We start from the raw sequence: 17,462 nt of genomic DNA on the forward strand, positions 1-17,462 counted from the left end.
CGTGCGGACACTCCGTCCACACAGTGTCCATGTCAGTACATATGCGGCACTCGGAATAGGATGGCGACATGCCCCTGAATTCATCCAACGACCAGTCCCCGGCAAGAGTTCGGAAGATTTCCTGGTCCGGTTCAACTGCAACCGGCCGGCGCCCCGGCTCCACGCACGGAGGCCCGCGTTGGGAATCGGTGCCATGGGCCGCGCGCCGTTCCCATCTTGGCCGCAGGGGGCTGGCGATCGGGATCGACATCGGCGGCACGAAGGTGGCAGCGGGAGTCGTGGATCCCTCGGGCCACGTAGTCGAGGAAGCGCGGCGCTCCACGCCCGGCAACGACGCCCGCGCGGTAGAGCAGGTGATCGTCGAGCTTGTCCAGGAGCTGGGCAAAAGCCACCGGATTGGCTCCGTGGGGATCGGCGCCGCCGGTTGGATGGATCTCGACGGCGGCACGGTGCTGTTCAGCCCGCATCTCGCCTGGCGCAACGAGCCGCTGCGCGAAAACCTGCAGAGCCTGCTGAGGCGCCCGGTCCTTGTCACCAACGACGCCGATGCTGCTGCCTGGGCTGAATGGCGCTTCGGCGCCGGTCTTGGGGAGAGCCGCCTCGTCTGCATCACGCTCGGCACCGGCATCGGTGGTGCCATGGTCATGGACGGACGGGTGGAACGTGGGCGGTTCGGCGTGGCAGGGGAGTTCGGCCACCAGATCGTGGTTCCCGGCGGGCATCGCTGCGAATGCGGCAACCGCGGCTGCTGGGAGCAATATGCCTCAGGTAACGCGCTCGGCAGGGAAGCCCGGGAGCTTGCCCTCCGGAATTCACCGGTCGCCTACGAATTGCTCAAGGCTGCCGGTGGCTCGGCCGAGAACATCACGGGCGTTACCGTGACCGAGCGGGCAAAAGCCGGGGACTCCGCTTCGAGGGAGCTCTTGGAAGAAGTGGGGCACTGGCTCGGGCTTGGCCTGGCGAACCTGGCGGCCGCGCTCGACCCGGGAACGTTTGTCATCGGCGGCGGGCTGTGCGACGCCGGTGAGCTTCTTGTCGGCCCTGCGCGGACAGCATTCACCCGGAACCTCACCGGCCGCGGTTTCCGCCCCGCGGCCGCCATCAAGCTTGCCGCGCTGGGACCGCGGGCGGGGATGATCGGCGCTGCCGACCTGTCCCGGGTCAGCGGCAGGGCGCGCGGCTAGTACGGGCTCGGCCGCGAGGGGATGCGCAGTGCGGCAGCCCGCTTAGACGCGGGCGCCGTCGTCGTTCTCGTCTTTCTCCTGCGGCAGCTTCATGATGAGGTACACGACCGATGCCAGGAAGGTCGCGAGGATGCCCATCACGGCGAGGAGCGGTGCCGAGCGCCAGAACATCGCGGTGAAGAGCAGGGCAAGCGGGCCGCCCACGGCTCCGAGCCAGGCGAGCATGGTCAGGGGTTCGGTGCCGGCCAGGCTCGGCGGGTCCTCAGGGACGAAGCCGTTCTCATCCTCGACGTCGTAGTCGCGTGGACCGGGCTCCGCGCTGCTCGCGGATTCTTCGGCAGCGCCCCTTTTGGACAAGCCAAGAGGATCGAAGTCTTGGAAGGAACGGGACGACGATCGGCCGGGAACGTCGTCCGGACCCGTACCCGCATCTGTTCCGGAATCGCTGGCGGGCTCCTCCGCCGTCGGCGCTTCGTCCAGGGCCGAGGAAGGCATCGACTCGAGCCGGGCCACCAAATCGAGCCAGACGGCGTCGTCGTCTTTGTTGGCGCTCTGGTCGGGGGAGTCAGGCCCTGGCCTATTCATGGGGTGAATCCCGGAGCTCGATGCCGGACTGGCCGGCAGGGGCGGAACTGCTTGTCAGTCCTGCCATCGTTTTCCTGATGAATTCGGCCGAGCCCCGGAATATCTCCAGGGCATCGTTGTCCAGCGTGGCCACGTGGTAGCTGTTCTCCAAGGTGCTGAACTCCATCGAAGCTGTGACGCGCTCCTTCAACTGCTTGATGCTGCGATCCGAAACGACGTGGTCCACGGAGGAACGGAAGATGCGTACCGGAGCGGAAATCCGGGGGAGCAGGGTGATGGTGTCCTTGTACATCTTCTTCAACTCATGGGCGGCGGCGACCGGAGTCCTGGGGTATGCCCCCTCGTCCATGCCCGGTTTGAGGATGTCGTTGGCAATGGCCGGGGTGGATTTCATGACGTGCTTCAGGATGCCGACCATGGCGGCGCGGGGATCATCGATCACCAGTCCCGGATTGACGACGACGGTACCGGCGACGGGCCGCGTAGCCGCGATCCGGAGGGCCAGTGTCCCTCCCATCGACAGGCCGGCGGCGAAGACGAAGTCGCACTCGGCCTGGAGCTCGAGATACGCGGCATCCACCGCATGGTGCCACTCCTGCCAGTGCCGCGTGGCCATGTCCTGCCACGTGGTCCCATGGCCCGGAAGGAGGGGGAGTCGGACGGCGTAGCCTTCGGCCGCCAGGTACTCGGCCCAGGGGCGCATGCTGTGCGGACTGCCCGTGAAGCCGTGGCTCATCACGACACCGATGCTGGGTCCACTACCGGTGAAGTCGCTGGCGTATGGCGAGGGATCGGGGAGAGTGTTCATGATGACTCCGAGGCTACTCTGTTGGCGGCACTGCTTTCCGTGATGAGTCCATCGTGTCACTGTTCGGGACATTTCTCACTGGAGTAGGGTGGCTTCTGAATGCGGGCCGGGACCGTCCGGACGCCTTGCAGACGCCGCCCCGGAGAGGAACCAACGTGTTCTATTGGGTCATGAAGCGGATCTTTTTGGGTCCGCTTCTCAAATTGCTGTTCCGCCCCTGGGTCAAGGGCCTCGACAATGTCCCCGACGATGGCGCCGCGATTCTCGCTTCCAATCATTTGTCCTTTTCAGACTCGATCTTCATGCCGGTGATGGTGCCCCGGCGCGTCAGTTTCCTTGCCAAGTCCGAGTACTTCACGGGGACCGGGCTCAAAGGCAGGCTTACGGCCACGTTCTTCAGGCTCACCAACCAGTTGCCGATGGACCGTTCGGGCGGGGCCGCGTCCGAGTTGTCCTTGCAGGCCGGCAGGGACGTCCTGGCCGGCGGCGGCCTCCTGGGCATCTACCCGGAGGGCACCCGCAGTCCCGATGCCAGGCTCTACCGGGGCAAAGTGGGGGTCGCCAAACTTGCGCTCCAAACCCGCGTGCCCGTTGTTCCCGTCGCGATGATCGGCACCGAAAAAGTCCAGCCGATCGGCAAGCGTTTGCCCAACATCCGCCGGATCGGGATCATTTTCGGGCAGCCGTTGGACTTCAGCCGGTACTACGGCCAAGAGGAAGACCATTCCGTTCAACGCGCCGTGACCGACGAAATCATGTACGAACTCATGCGGCTCTCCGGGCAGGAATACGTTGACGAATACGCCGCCGTCGTCAAGCAACGGCTGGCCGGGCAGCTTCCGGAGCCGGCTAGCGGAAGCGAAGCGAATCCAGCAGGCGCCGATGAAGAAGGCAGACGCCTCCCCGGCAACGGTTCAGGGCAGGACGGCGACGGCACAGTAGCCGGGAAAGTGTGACGGACGGCGGATAAGGGTTACGGAAGCCGTGCCCCGAACAGCGCTCGAGGCAACTAGTCTTGGAGAGTGACTGAGCTATCCGCGAACCCCGCACCGTCCGTGACCGGCCCCCTGACCAGTTCCCTGGGCAGCCCGCTGACCAGCACCGCGCAAAGTGGCGCGGCAAACTATCCCGGCTTGGACGATTGGCGCCAGCTGCCTATCTCGCAGCAACCTACTTGGACCGACAGGGGCGTCTTCGACGCCTCCGTCAAGGAACTCTCCGTACTTCCCCCGCTGGTCTTCGCGGGCGAAGTCGACATCTTGCGCGAGCGTTTGGCCGCCGCAGCCCAGGGCAAGGCATTCCTGCTTCAGGGCGGCGACTGCGCCGAGACGTTCGAAGACGCCACGGCCGACAAGATCAGTGCCCGGGTCCGCACCATCCTGCAGATGGCCGTTGTCCTCACCTATGGTGCGGCCATGCCCGTCATCAAGATGGGCCGCATGGCCGGCCAGTTCGCCAAGCCCCGGTCCTCGAACGAGGAAACCCGCGACGGCGTGACCTTGCCTGCGTACCGCGGCGACATCGTCAACGGCTACGATTTCACCCCGGAGTCCCGCGCCCACGACGCCAGCCGCATGCTGAAGGCCTACCACACCTCGGCTTCCACGCTGAACCTCATCCGCGCCTTCACGCAGGGCGGCTTCGCCGATCTTCGCCTGGTGCACCTCTGGAACAAGGGCTTTACCGAAAACCCCGCCCATGCCCGCTACGAGTCCTTGGCGAGGGACATCGACCGCGCCATCAAGTTCATGGCGTCCTGCGGCGCCGATTTCGAAGCCCTCAAGCGCGTGGAGTTCTTCGCGAGCCACGAGGCATTGCTGCTGGACTACGAGCGTGCCCTGACGCGCATCGACTCCCGCACGGGACTTCCCTACGACACTTCCGGGCACTTCCTCTGGATCGGTGAACGCACCCGTGAGCTCGACCATGCGCATGTGGACTTCCTGTCCCGCGTCCGCAATCCGATCGGCGTCAAGCTTGGTCCCGGCACCTCCGGAGACGACGCGCTGCGGCTCATTGACAAGCTGGACCCGAACCGCGAGCCCGGCCGCCTCACCTTCATCACCCGGATGGGTTCGAAGAACATCCGCGAGAAGCTGCCCGCCGTCGTCGAGAAGGTCACGGCCTCCGGCGCACAGGTCCTCTGGGTCACGGACCCCATGCACGGGAACACTGTCACCTCACCCAACGGGTACAAGACCCGCAACTTCGACGACGTCGTGGACGAAGTCCGCGGGTTCTTCGAAGTCCACCACGCCCTGGGCACGGTACCCGGTGGACTGCACATGGAGATGACCGGCGACGACGTAGCGGAATGCCTCGGCGGCGCCGATCCCATTGACCAGGACGCCTTCCTGGACCGCTACGAGTCCGTGTGCGATCCCCGCCTGAACCACATGCAATCCCTCGAGATGGCATTCCTGGTGGCTGGAGCCCTCACCAAGCGGTAACGCCCACCAAGGGCAGTCCAGCAGCAAGCTGGCATACAGGAAAGGCGATCCGGGATGTTCCGGATCGCCTTTCCTGTATGGGCACGTCCTACACGACGGTCAGTGTGACGACGGAGCCCTCCGGCGCATCGCTGTCCACGGGGTTCTGGTCCCGGACAGTGCCGAAGAAGCCACCCAGGATGTTGTTGATCTTGACCTCGAATCCGAGCGACTCCAAGGCTTTGCGTGCGGCATCGGCCTGCTTGCCGATGAAGTTCGGGACGTGCACCATCTTCGGCCCCTTGGACAGGGTCAAGGTGACGGAGTCGCCGCGGACCAGGGTGCCGTTGGCAGGAGTCTGGCTGACAACGGCTCCCGCGGGGACCTTCTTGTCGTTGACGGGTTCCGGCGCAATTTTGGCGGTCAATCCGGCATCGCTGATCGCTTTGACGGCGGCTTGCTGGGTCATGCCCCGGACATCCGGTACGGGGAGGGGCTGCGGTCCCTTGGAAACCACCAATGCCACCGGAGTGCCGTGACGGACTGCGGTGTCCTGGGCCGGGGACTGGGAGATGACCGTGCCCGAAGGCACTTTGTCGTCATACTGTTCGGTGACTTTGCCGAGGGCCATCCCGGCCACGCCAAGGGCATTTTTTGCCTGGTCGAGTGTCAGGCCGGTCATCGCGGCAAGCGGAAACAACTGCGGACCCTTCGAGACGAAGAGCGACACCGCTTGGAACTTCCGGACTACCTGGCCGGATGCGGGCTCTGTTCCAACTGCCAACCCCGCCGTGACTTCGTCGTCGTACACGTCTTTCGGCTCGGATTGGAATCCTGCGGTTCTCAACAGTTGCTGTGCCTCCGCAACCGTCTTGTTCTTGGTGTCCGGTATGGTTCCGGGCGAGCCGGGTCCCATGCCGAAGAACCAGCCCGCCGCTGTGGCCAGGATCGCCAGCACAATGACCACAATGGTCCAGATCACTGCCCGACGGCGTGGATTGCCTTCCCGCAAAGAGCGCGACGGCGTAGCCGCCGCCCGGGCGCGGTCCTTTTCTTCCTGGCGCTCCATGCGCTTGATGTCGCGTTTGCTGGGCGGGGCTTCCGCCGGATCCAGGGGTTCCCGGTCCGGTGGCACCTGGATGTCGAAAGCCGCGGCGCCGGCGGAGAATCCCGCCGGTGGAAGCACTGTGGTTGGATTGCGCTGGTTCGAGATGATCTCCGTCGGGCGTCCGATGCGCTCCAGGGGCTCCGTGCGTCCAGCAGGGAAAGGGACGACTACCGCGGTGGCCCCGGCCGCTTCTTGTTGCCCTTCCGGCCCCGCAGCCTTGGCGGCGGGCGGGTCGATGTCCAGTTGAGCGTCGCTCAAGGTTGTGCGGATATGCCGAAGTTCCGACAAAAGTGCAGAACCGTCCACAGGACGCTCTTCGGGTTCCTTCGCGGTGCACCACTGGACGAGTTCGTCCACGTCCGCGGCAAGTCCGGGCACAGCGAGCGACGGCGGAGCTACGGCCGCGTTGACGTGCTGGTAGGCGACCTGGATGGGAACCTCGCCCGCATAGGGTTGCCCGCCGGTCAGCATCTCGTAAAGCATGATGCCGGTCGAATAGATGTCGCTCCGGGCGTCGGCGGGCTTCCCGAGGACCAGTTCGGGAGCCAAATATGCGACCGTGCCGATCAGGGCACCGGTGCTGGTTGTCGCAGTGACCGCCCGGGCCAGGCCGAAATCGCCCACCTTGATGCGGCCGTCGTCGGCGATCAGGACGTTCTCCGGTTTTACGTCGCGGTGAATCAGCCCTGCCGCATGGGCGGCTGCGAGCCCTTCGATGACGGGGTCGATCAGTGCAAAGGCCAGCCGGGGCGGAAGCGCGGCCTTCTCGTTGAGGACGTCGCGCAGAGTGTGGCCCTTGATGTACTCCATGACGATGTACGCAATGTGGCCGTCTTGTCCCTGGTCGAGGACTCCAACGACATGCGGGTGGGAAAGGCTGGCCGCGGCCCGGGCCTCACGCTGCAAGCGGTCGAGGAAATTTTGGTCATTGGCCAAGTGCGGATGCAGCACTTTGAGCGCCACGTCGCGGTCGAGCCGCTCGTCGGTGGCGAGATAGACGGTTGACATTCCGCCGCCTGCAAGGCGCGATCGCACCAGGTAGCGCCCGTCCACGAGGGATCCAAGGAGATGGTCCGAAACTTGTTCCTGCACCCTACGATCCTAGTTGAGCAAAAACTCGGGCCCGAATCGCCATGCGATCCGGGCCCGTGTTGAGCGGCTTGATTTAGCTGAAGCTCTTCTTCAGGGCCAAGATCGAGGCGACGTAGGCCTTCGTGTCGTCGTACATGCCGTGCTTGCTCACCGAGTACTGGCCCTGGTAGTAGCCTGCGATGGCCGTGTTCAAGTCTTTGCTGGTGTTGACGAGGGCCCGGATGATGGCGACGCCGGCGGTCACATTGTCATACGGGTCCAGGATGTTGAGCTTGCGTCCCACCAGTTGGGAAGCCCATTCTCCCGAGGACGGAATCACCTGCATCGTGCCGATGGCGTTGGCCGGAGAGACTGCACGCTGGTTGAAACCGGATTCCTGGTAGGCGAATGCCAGGGCCAATGACGGGTCCACGCCCATCCGACGAGCGGTATCGGCCACGATCCCCTTCATCTGGGCGACGCTGGGAACGGGGGAAGCATTGAGCAGGGCCTTGTTCGCGTTGGCGGAACTGACTACCGCATCCGGGTAGGTGTAGCCGAGGAATGTGCTCGGAACCAGGGGAGTGCTGACGGGAGCCGGAGCCGGGGCTGCAGGAGCGCCCGGGATGGCGAGCTTCTGCCCCGGGTAGATGATGGTGCTCATGGACAGCTTGTTGGCCGACAACAGCGATGAGAGGGAGACGCCAACGCGCGACGCGATGCCGCCCAAAGTGTCACCCGACTTGATGGTGTACGAGCCGGTGCCGGCAAGTGCTGGTGCCGCCGGCGCAGGGGCCGCTGGTGCCGGTGCTGAAGGGGCCGGTGCGTTCGTTCCCGGGCCGACCTTGATTTTCTGTCCCGGATAGATGATGGACCGGCCGTTAAGGCCGTTCCAGCTGAAGACGTCGGACAGCGCCACACCGTGGCGGGCGGCAATGCCGCTCAGAGTATCCCCGGGGACGACTGTGTAGCTGGAAGCCGACGACGGCGCCGGGGTGGTTGCCGGGCTTGCTGCGGGTGCCGGCGCGGGTGCAGGCGCACTTGGGGCGCTTGCAGAACCGGTCAACTTGATCTGCTGTCCCGGGTAGATGATGGTGTTGCCCGAGAGCCCGTTGAGCTTCAGTACGGTGTTGGTGTTCAGCCCGTAGCGGGCCGCGATGCCGCTGATGGTATCGCCCCGGACGATGGTGTAGGTGGCCGGGACCGCAGGTGCCATAGGCTGCAGGGCAGCCGGAATGGTCGCGGCAACCGCGGACGCGGGAATGACGTTTGCAGACACGGCCGAGGCCTGGGCCCGCATGGCAGCGGCAAGTGATGCAGGGATCTTCTGGGTCTGTACTGCTGGAAGCGCGGTTGCCGGTTGGGCGAGCGCCAATGAAGAGAGCATGACGGCGGGCAGAGCCGCTGTGGTGGCCGCAATTACGGGCATGCTCGTTGTCTTCTTGGGCGAGCGGGGCGTCGTCATGGGAGCAATCCTCATCTCAGCAGCGGACGTCGGGAATGCCGCTGTTGCCAGTGTTACTAAAGTGAGTAGTGATGCAAATGTGATCAATGTGAATCTCTCACATTTTTCGATTCCGCACAAGAAATCCCGGCGCATTCGATTCCCGGGCAATTCGGGGACACAAATTCCGCCCCTACCGTCCGTCTGGCTAGGCGCAAAGCGCGCGGGCGTGGCAATCTTGATCCGTGAGTAATGTAGAAAGCCTCGTTTCCGATTGGCTGCCGCTGCCCGATGTGGCAGAGCTGCTGAACGTTTCAATCACCAAGGTCCACGGTCTTCTGGATGAGCGTGCAGTGGTGGCTGTGAGAGTGGGCGAACGCAACATCCGTTCGATTCCTGCCCTCTTTATCCAGGACGGTCATGTGGTGGATAGCCTGAAGGGCACCATTGCAGTGCTCGGCGATGCCGGGTACACGGATGAGGAGCTCATTGCGTGGCTTTTCACTCCGGATGAGTCACTGCGTGGCCGCCCAGTCGACGCGCTGCGTGAAGGGCGCAAGACTGAAATCCGACGCAGGGCTCAATCGCTTGCCTGGTGAGGGACTCCTGCCTTAAATACAGTGGTGGGGGGGGGGGGGGGGGGGGGTTCACGCTGCCCGGCTGACTGCGGCTTCGGCCAACTGCCTGAGTGCGGTAAGCGGAAGTTCGGCCAGGGGGAGGCGATCCAGGGCCTCGAAAGCCTCGTTACTGAGCTCCTCGATCATTGATTCCGTGGCTTCGAGGGCGCCGCAATCCACGATGATCCGCCTGATCTCGGCAACCTCGGCCTCACCAAGGTCCTGCCTTCCGAGCATGGTATCGATGTAGCTCGAATCAGCAGCTCCGGCCTGGTTGATCGCGAAGCCCACCAGCACGGTGCGCTTGCCCTCGCGGAGGTCATCCCCCGCGGGCTTTCCTGTAGTCCCGGGGTCTCCGAACACTCCCAGGACGTCGTCGCGTAGCTGGAATGCTTCACCAAGCGGCAACGCGAAGGCGGAATAGCCTCGCAGAAGCTCTTCGCTGCCCCCAGCCAATGCGCCCCCAAGAGCCAAGGGGTGTTCAGTCGAGTACTTCGCCGATTTGAAACGGATGATGGACTGGGCGCGGTGGACGGCACCTGCGCGGTCCCGCACCGGACCTGCGACTTCCTCCAGGATGTCCAGGTATTGACCGGCCATGACTTCGGCGCGCATCAGGTTGAAGATCCGCCGCGCACGGGTGCCGGAGGCGGCCCTGCCACCAATCTCCGTGAACGCCTCTTCACTGAAGGACAGGCACAGGTCTCCGGTCAGGATGGCGGCCGCGTGCCCGAAGCGCTCGCTGTCGAGGGCCCATCCTTCGCCCTCATGGAGCTGGCTGAACCTCTTGTGGACGCTGGGACCGCCGCGCCGCGTATCAGAGCGGTCGATGATGTCATCGTGAATCAGGGCTGCAGCCTGAAAAAGTTCCAAAGCGCAGCCCGCAGTGATGATGTCGGGATGTGCGGACTCACCTCCGGCACCTCTCCATCCCCAGTAGCACATCAAGGCCCGGAGCCGTTTTCCGCCTGTCACAAGGCTCGTGATTGAGCCCATGAGGGGAGCGACATCGGGAGAGATGGTGGCCATGGTTTCTTGTTGCGCCCCAAGGAAGCCGCTAAGTTTGGCGGCGACATCGGCCACAAAACGGCTCTGTTCCGAACCGAGGCTATCCGCGGTCACTTGATTGACCCGGCGGCCACGTTGGCACCGATGGTGAACGTGGATTTGCCTGCCGTTTCCACCACTGAGATATTCACCGTTTCATTGTCGCCACGGAGGAAATCCTTTGATTTGATACTTCCCACGGTGTTTCCGGGAACTTCCTTAAAGCCCTGCGCCGTGAGCGCGGAAGTATAAAAGGCCACGACTGCGTCGACCGGAGACGCAATGGTGCCGACCAGGGCCACCGACGCCGGGGAGGAGTTCTTGTCGAAACTGCTGGATTCCACCGCTGCCTTGGGCATCAACGGAATCAATTGCTGCGGGAATCCCGGAACCAGGGCGCCGACCGCCGCCGAAGCTCCTGCGGCCCCCGTGGAAGTGGCAGCCGGCGCCGGACTCGCCGAGGCAGTGACCGCCCCGGACGACGATGTTGGCCCCGCGCCTTGGGATGCCGTGCTTGCAGGGGACGACCCGCAAGCCGAGATGGTCAACGCGACGCCCGTGGCCAACAGGGCCAGGCTGACGGGTTGAGGCTTTCCAAAGAGCTTCACAGGGATTTCCTCCTGGGGACGACGCCGGATGCTGCCTCCAGTTTAGGACGCCGGATGCGGCCTCCCGTAACCAGTGCCGCGGCATAGGATTTCCTTGTGAGACCACAAGCAGAGGACAACGGGCGGGGCCCCGGACAAGAATTCGCCCCGGATCCCGCTGCCCTGCGGGAACTGAGGCGAACCAGCATCCTCCACGTAGACATGGATGCCTTCTTTGTCTCCGTGGAACTGCGCACGCGGCCTGAACTCAAGGGGAAGCCCGTCATTGTGGGGTTTCCGGTGGATCGCTCAGTTGTGCTGTCCGCATCCTACGAAGCGCGCGCGTTGGGCGTGAAGTCTGCCATGCCCATGGCCAACGCCATGCGGATGTGCCCCAACGCGATCATCATCGAGCCCCGCCACACCCTTTATTACGAGGTGTCCCGGCAGCTGATGGGAATATTCGAATCGATAACGGACCTCGTGGAGCCGTTGAGCGTCGACGAGGCTTTCCTGGACGTCGGCGGCGCGATCAGGAGGCTTGGTCCGCCTCTCCAGATCGGCCATTTGATCCGGAGCCGCGTTGCGTCCGAGCTGGGAATCACTGCGTCCGTGGGGATAGCCGCCAACAAGTTCGTTGCCAAAATAGCTTCTACACGCTGCAAACCCGACGGACTGCTCCTGATTGAGGCGGGGCAGACCGTAGCCTACTTGCACAGCCTGCCCGTGAACGCCTTGTGGGGAGTCGGGGCCAAGACCGCCGATGTCCTCGCCAGGCTGGGGATCCGTACCGTCGCTGATGTTGCGGCCACTCCGCTTTCTTCCTTGAAAAAGGTCCTTGGAGCTTCGGGCGAGCACGTCCACCGATTGTCGCTGGGCCTGGATCCGCGGCCGGTCACGCCTACCCGCCTCGAAAAGAGCATTGGCTCCGAGGAAACGTTCGCAGTTGACACTCCGGATGACGCGCTCCTGCACCGCGAGTTGCTGAGGCTCTCCCACCGAACCGCTTCACGGCTGCGGACAGCCGGAATGGTAGCCCGGACCATCGCGCTGAAGCTGCGCTATGCGGATTTTTCGACAATCAGCCGCAGCAAGACAATGCATACGCCGGTGGACAGCGCCCAGCTGATCTATCAGGTGGCGAGCCAGTTGCTGGCGTCCTTGGGGGAGCGGCCGATGAGCGTGCGGCTTGTGGGAGTCCGCGCCGAGCAGCTTGAGCCGGCCGAGCATGCCTCGCTGCAGTTAAGCCTGGATCGCAGGGACGACAACTGGCGGGCCGCCGAGCAGGCGCTTGACCGAGTCACCGAGCGATTCGGCAGCAAGACTGTCCTTCCGGCAACGCTTCTGGAGCCGCATGCGGAGCCCGATGGGCAGGGCTCTCCCTAGGCGTCGAAGTGCGCTCGCGCGCCTCCGGAGTGTCTTTCAGAACAGCGGCCAACAAACTATCCTAGAGATACACAGATTTAGACCGTCTGGATAAATTGCCATGTTGCGTCTGTTCCGTGAGACCGTGTTCACAAGACACGGTCTTCGGGAACCCTTTTTTGGGTTCGTCCGTTCAAGGAACAAGAGGCAACGGCCGCGGCGTATCCAGACGCTGGCCGACTAAAGGAGGTCGCGATGCCCCTCTCGGAGCACGAACAGAAGCTCCTCGAGCAACTCGAGAAGCAACTGCATGAGGACGATCCAAAGTTTGCCAATTCAATGGGCTCTGACCCCATTCGCTCATGGTCGACCAGGCACATCGTTATTGGCGTTCTAGGCACTATCGCCGGGATTCTCTTGTTGTTGGTAGGTGTGTCCTTGCAGAACATCTTCCTTGGCGTGCTGGGCTTCATCGTCATGGGCGCCGGCGTTTACTTCGCCACCCTGAGAAGGGCAGTCGGCGGCAAGTCGAAGAGCGCCAAGCCGGGCAAGGCAAGGAACTCATTCATGAGCAACCTCGAGGAACGCTGGGACGAGCGTCGCCGCGGCGAGGAGTAGCTGAGCGCTCCATTGAGGGGCTCGTCCTCCACGTGGATGCCGAGTCCTCCACATTGCACCACCCGGCTCTGGCCTGATTGCGAAAAGACCCGAATATCGGGTCTTTTCGCATTTAACGCCACGTTCGCCGCACCTCGCGAGCCTGCGGGCACGACTCAGGGCCGCCGTCGTGCGCATCCCCGCAGCGCCGCCGCAAAGTCTCCTCCACCGCCAACCACCCTTGAGATCCACGTGTTTTCAGGCTGCCGCATTCGAAAGTGGGGCGGAAACACGCCGGATTGCGTTGACTGTGGGGGCTTGTGGAGTAAAGTGGAGCGAGTAAGAGGGTAGTGGCGGCGTGGGGCAGGTACGGGCACCTTTACGGATGGGGGCGGTGGGCCAGTGTTTCTTGGCACGCATTCTCCCCGTCTGGACGAAAAGGGCCGGATCATCCTTCCCGCCAAGTTCCGCGAGGAACTTGCTGACGGCTTGGTGCTCACAAGGGGCCAGGAGCGTTGCATCTACGTCTTCAGCCAGCGGGAATTCGAACGTATTCACGAGTCCATGCGGGAGGCCCCCATTTCCTCCAAGCAGTCACGTGACTACATCCGGGTTTTCCTGTCCGGAGCCTCTGACGAGGTACCTGACAAGCAGGGGCGCGTGACGATTCCGCCGGCGCTCCGGAGCTACGCAGGTCTTGAGCGGGAATTGGCGGTCATCGGCGCCGGAACCCGTGCTGAGATCTGGGATGCCCAGGCTTGGGATGAGTACCTGGCCGAGAAGGAAGCCGCCTTCTCGGAGACCGACGACGACAACCTTCCCGGGTTCATTTAGAAACCGGGACAGGAAGCATCAATGCTTCTTGGACGGGATCTCCAGCCGCCCATCACATTGTTTTCCTGGCTCACCTTCCCCGGAGCCAGGCAGACGCTGCGATAGGCGCGGATGGGGATCCGGCTCAAGAAGCGACCCGCCCGACTGACCGACGAACAATCAGCTCTGAGGAGGCCGCATGGAGGAGCAAGACGCGCCAAAACCAACCTCGGAGCGACATGTACCGGTCCTGAAGGACCGGTGCATCAATTTGTTGGCACCAGGTTTTGAGGCGGCCCGCAGCCGTGGCGAAACCCCCGTCGTCATCGACGCCACGTTGGGAATGGGCGGCCACTCCGAAGCGATGCTGCAACGGTTCCCCGATCTGCACCTTGTCGGGATAGACCGGGATGAAGAGGCACTCGCCCTCGCCGGAGCGCGCCTGCAACCGTTCTCTGCCCGCACGGACCTCGTACATGCCGTCTATGACGAGATAGAAGATGTCCTCGCGGACCTTGGTATCCCCGAGGTGCACGGGATCCTCATGGACCTGGGCGTGTCTTCCCTTCAACTGGACGAGCGGGAGCGCGGTTTTGCCTACTCCTACGACGCTCCACTGGACATGCGGATGGACACCAGCCGCGGCCAGACTGCCGCTGACGTAGTCAACAACTATTCCGAAGAAGACCTGGTGCGGATTATCCGCAAGTGGGGCGAAGAGAAGTTTGCCGGCAGGATCGCAAACCGCATCGTCACGGCGAGGGCCGCCAAGCCGTTTGCCACCACCGGTGAACTCGTCGAGCAGATCCGCGGCGTTGTTCCTGCGGCGGCTGCAAAGTCCGGCGGGCATCCGGCAAAGCGGACTTTCCAGGCCTTGCGGATTGAAGTCAACGAGGAACTCGACGTCCTTGAGAGGGCAGTGCCTGCCGCTCTCTCGGCCTCGGCAATGGGGGGACGGGTAGTGGTGATGTCGTACCACTCCCTCGAAGACAAAATCGTCAAGTCCGTCTTCCAGTCCCGCTCCAAGTCATCGGCGCCGCTCGGCTTCCCGGTGGAGCTGGAGGAACACAAGCCGGAATTCAAGACCTTGACCAAAGGCACGGAAGTGCCGACACCCGAAGAAATCGCCGAAAACCCGCGTGCGGCATCTGTCCGCCTGCGGGCCGTGGAACGCATCAAAGCGAGGAGAACAGCATGAGCACCGCTGCCGCGAAGATCCTGCCGACCACAGTGGGCAACACCGCGCGTGCCCTGCCCGCCCGGGGACCGGAGCGCGACGCGCCCCGCAAGGCGCGGACGCCGCTCTCGCTCGTGCAGAGTGTTCCAGGAAGACGACGGACTCCGTTCGTCGTCTTCTGCTTCGGCGTGCTGGCAGCCGCCTTGTTGACTGTCCTGGTCCTCAACATCTCCGTTTCCACGGCCCAGTACGACCTCGTCAAGCTCAGGAACGACGCTGCATCCCTGAACAAGCAGAACCAGGATCTGACACAGCAGGTCCAGAACTACCAAGCTCCCCAGAATCTGGCCGCCAAGGCCGCAGAATTGGGAATGGTAGCTTCCACTGCCACGGGCCAGATCGACCTGGACAACCTGACGGTCACAGGAAAAGCCACGCCGGCAACCAAGGGACAGAATCCCGGTGCCGTCATTGCTGCTCCTGCGGTTGCAGGCCAGTCGAGCGTCGTACCTCCTGCCCCTGCCAAGAATGATTCGCTGGACAGCCGCAAACCCAACGGGACCGCCGACTCCACACCGGCTAAACCGCAAGCGCCCGCGGTTCCGGCGGCACCCAAGGCGCCGGTTGTGGATCTCCATGGTGGTTCGGTCCCCGCTCCACAGCAGAAGGTACCGGGGCAGTAGCGTTCAGCCGACCTGATTTCAGGGTAAACAGCAAGGCAAGCAGCAAGGAATCGACGTGGTGCAGAAAACCGGCAAATCGAAGAACAAGAGAACGCCGGCGGCGAAGAAGCGCCTGCGCATCGGCCTCGCGATCATGTTGGCGCTGCTGTTGGTGGTAGGGGGCAAGTTGTTCCTGGTGCAAGGGCTTGACGTCGGAGGCCTGGCCGAGGCTGCCTACAACAACCGGCTGACAACCACCATCCTGCCTGCCGAACGCGGCAAGATCCTTGACTCGAACGGCACGGTGCTCGCCAGCAGCGTGATCCGTTACAACATTGTGGTGGACCAGACGGTCAACACAAACACTGATCAGTTTCCCCGTTTCAACTCCCAGACCCAGGCCATAGACACGATCTCCAGGTCCCAGGGGATATCAGAGCTTGCCAGTGCGCTGGGGATGGACGTCGGGCAGGTCACGCAGGCCGTGACCGGCGTGAAGAAGTACAACATAGTGGCCAAGGAAGTGAAGCCGGACGTCGAAGACCGGATATCCCAACTGCACATCCCTGGTGTGGTGTCGGAAGGCGTCAGCAAGCGGGTCTATCCCAATGGAAGCGTCGCCGGGGGAGTCATTGGCTTCCTCAAGGACGGCACCACAGGCCAGGCCGGCCTTGAGCAGACCCAGGACGATCTCCTGCGCGGCAAAGATGGCAAGCGCGTCTTTGAGATCGGCGCCGATGGCCTTCGCATTCCCGTGGCGACCGACCTGCTGACACCTGCCGTGAACGGCCAGGACGTCAAGCTGACCCTGAACACGGACATCCAGTACTTTGCGCAGCAGGCCATCCAGACCCAGGTCAACCAGCTCAATGCCGAGTGGGGATCAATCGTCGTCGAGGACATCAAGACCGGGAACCTCATTGCGATGGCGGACACGAACGCCCCGGATCCCAACGACCCCGGCAAGGTAGCGGCCGCGGACCGCGGCGTGCGGTCCGTGACGGCCGCCTATGAGCCTGGTTCGGTCGAGAAGATGATCACCGCGTCCGCTGCGATCAATGAAGGAAAGTCCAGCCCGCTGGACACGGTCACCATTCCACCTGCTTTGACCATCGACGGTCAGACGTTCACCGATGCGTTCGACCATGGAACCGAGCAGAGGACCCTTGCCGGCATCCTTGGCTATTCGATGAACACGGGTACCGTGATGATCGGCAGCCGCCTGAGCAAGCAACAGCGTTATGACTACCTCACCCGCTTCGGTATCGGCGAAGCTCCGGACATCGGCCTCCCTGCTGAAACCTCAGGCATCCTGGCCAAGCCCGATCAATGGGATGACCGCCAGCAGTACACCGTACTGTTCGGCCAAGGTGTTTCCCAGTCCACGCTGCAGACCGTCCGGGCCTACCAAAGCGTGGCCAACGACGGCGTGATGCTGCAACCGCGGCTGATTGACGGTTACGTCGGAGCCGACGGGGTCGAGAACAAAGTGCCTGCCAAGGATTCCCGCCAAGTCGTTTCCAAGGAAACGGCCCAACAGGTCCGGGACATCCTGGAGAGCAACGTCACCATGGGCGAAGTGAAAGATGCCGCCATCGATGGATACCGCGTGGGCGCCAAGACGGGCACCTCCCAGGCACCCCGTGAAGACGGGCTACCTGGCTTCGATGGCTACACCGCGTCCATTGTGGGTATGGCGCCCATGGAGAATCCGCGCTTCATCGTAGAGGTAGTCCTCCAGCGGCCCAAGGGCAGCATTTACGGCATCACCCAGGGGCCGATATTCCGCTCGGTCATGGGCCAGGTCCTGCGCACCTACAACGTCCCGCCGTCCACCGGCACTCCGGCGCGGTTCCCCCAGTACGCCAAATAGGGCCAGTACGGCAAGTAGTCCAGTTTCGCCAAGTAAGCTTGTTGGGCATCTGTCCGGCCACATTACGATCCACCCATGCCGTTTGCGGGAGCCCC

Annotated in this window: 17 protein-coding genes; 11 read left to right on the forward strand and 6 right to left on the reverse strand. The window is 63.4% G+C overall.

The window, feature by feature from the left end; all coding sequences use genetic code 11:
• The first annotated feature begins 68 nt into the window (after positions 1 to 68).
• Positions 69 to 1,184: an ROK family glucokinase gene (locus AC1DJW_RS22055; protein WP_459342774.1), complete on the forward strand. Its 1,116-nt coding sequence runs from the start codon at positions 69 to 71 to the stop codon at positions 1,182 to 1,184.
• Positions 1,185 to 1,226: 42 nt separating this feature from the next.
• Here AC1DJW_RS22055 and AC1DJW_RS22060 read toward each other — a convergent pair whose 3' ends face one another.
• Complete coding sequence (locus AC1DJW_RS22060) at positions 1,227 to 1,769, reverse strand: hypothetical protein (protein ID WP_476902518.1); 543 nt, start codon at positions 1,767 to 1,769, stop codon at positions 1,227 to 1,229.
• Complete coding sequence (locus AC1DJW_RS22065) at positions 1,762 to 2,577, reverse strand: alpha/beta hydrolase (protein ID WP_476902519.1); 816 nt, start codon at positions 2,575 to 2,577, stop codon at positions 1,762 to 1,764. Before AC1DJW_RS22065 ends, AC1DJW_RS22060 begins: the two co-directional genes overlap by 8 nt.
• A gap of 155 nt (positions 2,578 to 2,732) precedes the next feature.
• Here AC1DJW_RS22065 and AC1DJW_RS22070 point away from each other — a divergent pair, with 155 nt between their 5' ends.
• Together AC1DJW_RS22070 and AC1DJW_RS22075 are read left to right on the forward strand one after the other, a co-directional pair.
• Complete coding sequence (locus tag AC1DJW_RS22070; protein WP_476902520.1) at positions 2,733 to 3,533, forward strand: lysophospholipid acyltransferase family protein; 801 nt, start codon at positions 2,733 to 2,735, stop codon at positions 3,531 to 3,533.
• 66 nt (positions 3,534 to 3,599) lie between these two features.
• On the forward strand, positions 3,600 to 5,027 hold the full coding sequence (locus AC1DJW_RS22075; RefSeq protein ID WP_390282154.1) for a class II 3-deoxy-7-phosphoheptulonate synthase: 1,428 nt from the start codon (positions 3,600 to 3,602) through the stop codon (positions 5,025 to 5,027).
• A gap of 88 nt (positions 5,028 to 5,115) precedes the next feature.
• On the opposite strand, the gene pknB is transcribed toward AC1DJW_RS22075, so the two are convergent.
• A complete protein-coding gene (pknB, locus tag AC1DJW_RS22080; RefSeq protein ID WP_476902521.1) occupies positions 5,116 to 7,206 on the reverse strand; it encodes a Stk1 family PASTA domain-containing Ser/Thr kinase in 2,091 nt (696 codons plus the stop codon).
• Between the two features lie 73 nt (positions 7,207 to 7,279).
• Positions 7,280 to 8,650, reverse strand: coding sequence for a LysM peptidoglycan-binding domain-containing protein (locus AC1DJW_RS22085; RefSeq protein WP_390282152.1), 1,371 nt, complete (start codon positions 8,648 to 8,650; stop codon positions 7,280 to 7,282).
• A gap of 224 nt (positions 8,651 to 8,874) precedes the next feature.
• Here AC1DJW_RS22085 and AC1DJW_RS22090 point away from each other — a divergent pair, with 224 nt between their 5' ends.
• Positions 8,875 to 9,228: an Rv2175c family DNA-binding protein gene (locus AC1DJW_RS22090; protein WP_028266705.1), complete on the forward strand. Its 354-nt coding sequence runs from the start codon at positions 8,875 to 8,877 to the stop codon at positions 9,226 to 9,228.
• Positions 9,229 to 9,276: 48 nt separating this feature from the next.
• Here AC1DJW_RS22090 and AC1DJW_RS22095 read toward each other — a convergent pair whose 3' ends face one another.
• Together AC1DJW_RS22095 and AC1DJW_RS22100 are read right to left on the reverse strand one after the other, a co-directional pair.
• The gene (locus AC1DJW_RS22095; protein WP_459342861.1) at positions 9,277 to 10,275 is read right to left on the reverse strand and encodes a polyprenyl synthetase family protein; all 999 of its coding nucleotides are present in this window, start codon (positions 10,273 to 10,275) and stop codon (positions 9,277 to 9,279) included.
• An 89-nt stretch (positions 10,276 to 10,364) separates the two neighbouring features.
• Positions 10,365 to 10,637: a hypothetical protein gene (locus AC1DJW_RS22100; RefSeq protein WP_350225126.1), complete on the reverse strand. Its 273-nt coding sequence runs from the start codon at positions 10,635 to 10,637 to the stop codon at positions 10,365 to 10,367.
• Between AC1DJW_RS22100 and AC1DJW_RS22105 the strand changes: the two genes are divergently transcribed.
• The 7 genes from AC1DJW_RS22105 (at position 10,615) to AC1DJW_RS22135 (ending at position 17,367) form a co-directional block, all read left to right on the forward strand.
• Positions 10,615 to 10,881 (forward strand): hypothetical protein, encoded by a 267-nt coding sequence (locus AC1DJW_RS22105; protein ID WP_350225127.1) that lies wholly within the window; start codon positions 10,615 to 10,617, stop codon positions 10,879 to 10,881. The genes AC1DJW_RS22100 and AC1DJW_RS22105 overlap by 23 nt on opposite strands.
• A 182-nt stretch (positions 10,882 to 11,063) precedes the next feature.
• Positions 11,064 to 12,266, forward strand: coding sequence for a DNA polymerase IV (gene dinB / locus AC1DJW_RS22110; RefSeq protein WP_284751793.1), 1,203 nt, complete (start codon positions 11,064 to 11,066; stop codon positions 12,264 to 12,266).
• Positions 12,267 to 12,500: 234 nt separating this feature from the next.
• On the forward strand, positions 12,501 to 12,863 hold the full coding sequence (locus AC1DJW_RS22115) for a DUF3040 domain-containing protein (protein ID WP_284751759.1): 363 nt from the start codon (positions 12,501 to 12,503) through the stop codon (positions 12,861 to 12,863).
• Between the two features lie 381 nt (positions 12,864 to 13,244).
• Complete coding sequence (mraZ, locus tag AC1DJW_RS22120) at positions 13,245 to 13,676, forward strand: division/cell wall cluster transcriptional repressor MraZ (protein ID WP_059389147.1); 432 nt, start codon at positions 13,245 to 13,247, stop codon at positions 13,674 to 13,676.
• 178 nt (positions 13,677 to 13,854) lie between these two features.
• Positions 13,855 to 14,853 carry a 16S rRNA (cytosine(1402)-N(4))-methyltransferase RsmH gene (gene rsmH / locus AC1DJW_RS22125; protein WP_476902522.1) on the forward strand — a complete coding sequence of 333 codons (999 nt, stop codon included), beginning with the start codon at positions 13,855 to 13,857 and terminating at the stop codon, positions 14,851 to 14,853.
• Positions 14,850 to 15,515 carry a cell division protein FtsL gene (gene ftsL / locus AC1DJW_RS22130; protein WP_284751761.1) on the forward strand — a complete coding sequence of 222 codons (666 nt, stop codon included), beginning with the start codon at positions 14,850 to 14,852 and terminating at the stop codon, positions 15,513 to 15,515. The genes rsmH and ftsL overlap by 4 nt, the downstream gene beginning before the upstream one ends.
• A gap of 55 nt (positions 15,516 to 15,570) precedes the next feature.
• Positions 15,571 to 17,367, forward strand: coding sequence for a peptidoglycan D,D-transpeptidase FtsI family protein (locus AC1DJW_RS22135; RefSeq protein ID WP_284751762.1), 1,797 nt, complete (start codon positions 15,571 to 15,573; stop codon positions 17,365 to 17,367).
• The last annotated feature ends 95 nt before the right edge of the window (positions 17,368 to 17,462 follow it).

It is taken from the genome of Arthrobacter sp. 05L417 (assembly GCF_056397865.1).

Excerpts from the sequence above, each read along its gene's own strand:
- AC1DJW_RS22115 (WP_284751759.1), top strand. The coding sequence starts at position 12,501 with ATGCCCCTCTCGGAGCACGAACAGAAGCTCCTCGAGCAACTCGAGAAG.
- AC1DJW_RS22060 (WP_476902518.1), bottom strand. The coding sequence starts at position 1,769 with ATGAATAGGCCAGGGCCTGACTCCCCCGACCAGAGCGCCAACAAAGAC.
- ftsL (WP_284751761.1), top strand. The coding sequence starts at position 14,850 with ATGAGCACCGCTGCCGCGAAGATCCTGCCGACCACAGTGGGCAACACC.
- rsmH (WP_476902522.1), top strand. The coding sequence starts at position 13,855 with ATGGAGGAGCAAGACGCGCCAAAACCAACCTCGGAGCGACATGTACCG.
- AC1DJW_RS22065 (WP_476902519.1), bottom strand. The coding sequence starts at position 2,577 with ATGAACACTCTCCCCGATCCCTCGCCATACGCCAGCGACTTCACCGGT.
- AC1DJW_RS22085 (WP_390282152.1), bottom strand. The coding sequence starts at position 8,650 with ATGACGACGCCCCGCTCGCCCAAGAAGACAACGAGCATGCCCGTAATT.
- AC1DJW_RS22095 (WP_459342861.1), bottom strand. The coding sequence starts at position 10,275 with ATGGCCACCATCTCTCCCGATGTCGCTCCCCTCATGGGCTCAATCACG.
- AC1DJW_RS22055 (WP_459342774.1), top strand. The coding sequence starts at position 69 with ATGCCCCTGAATTCATCCAACGACCAGTCCCCGGCAAGAGTTCGGAAG.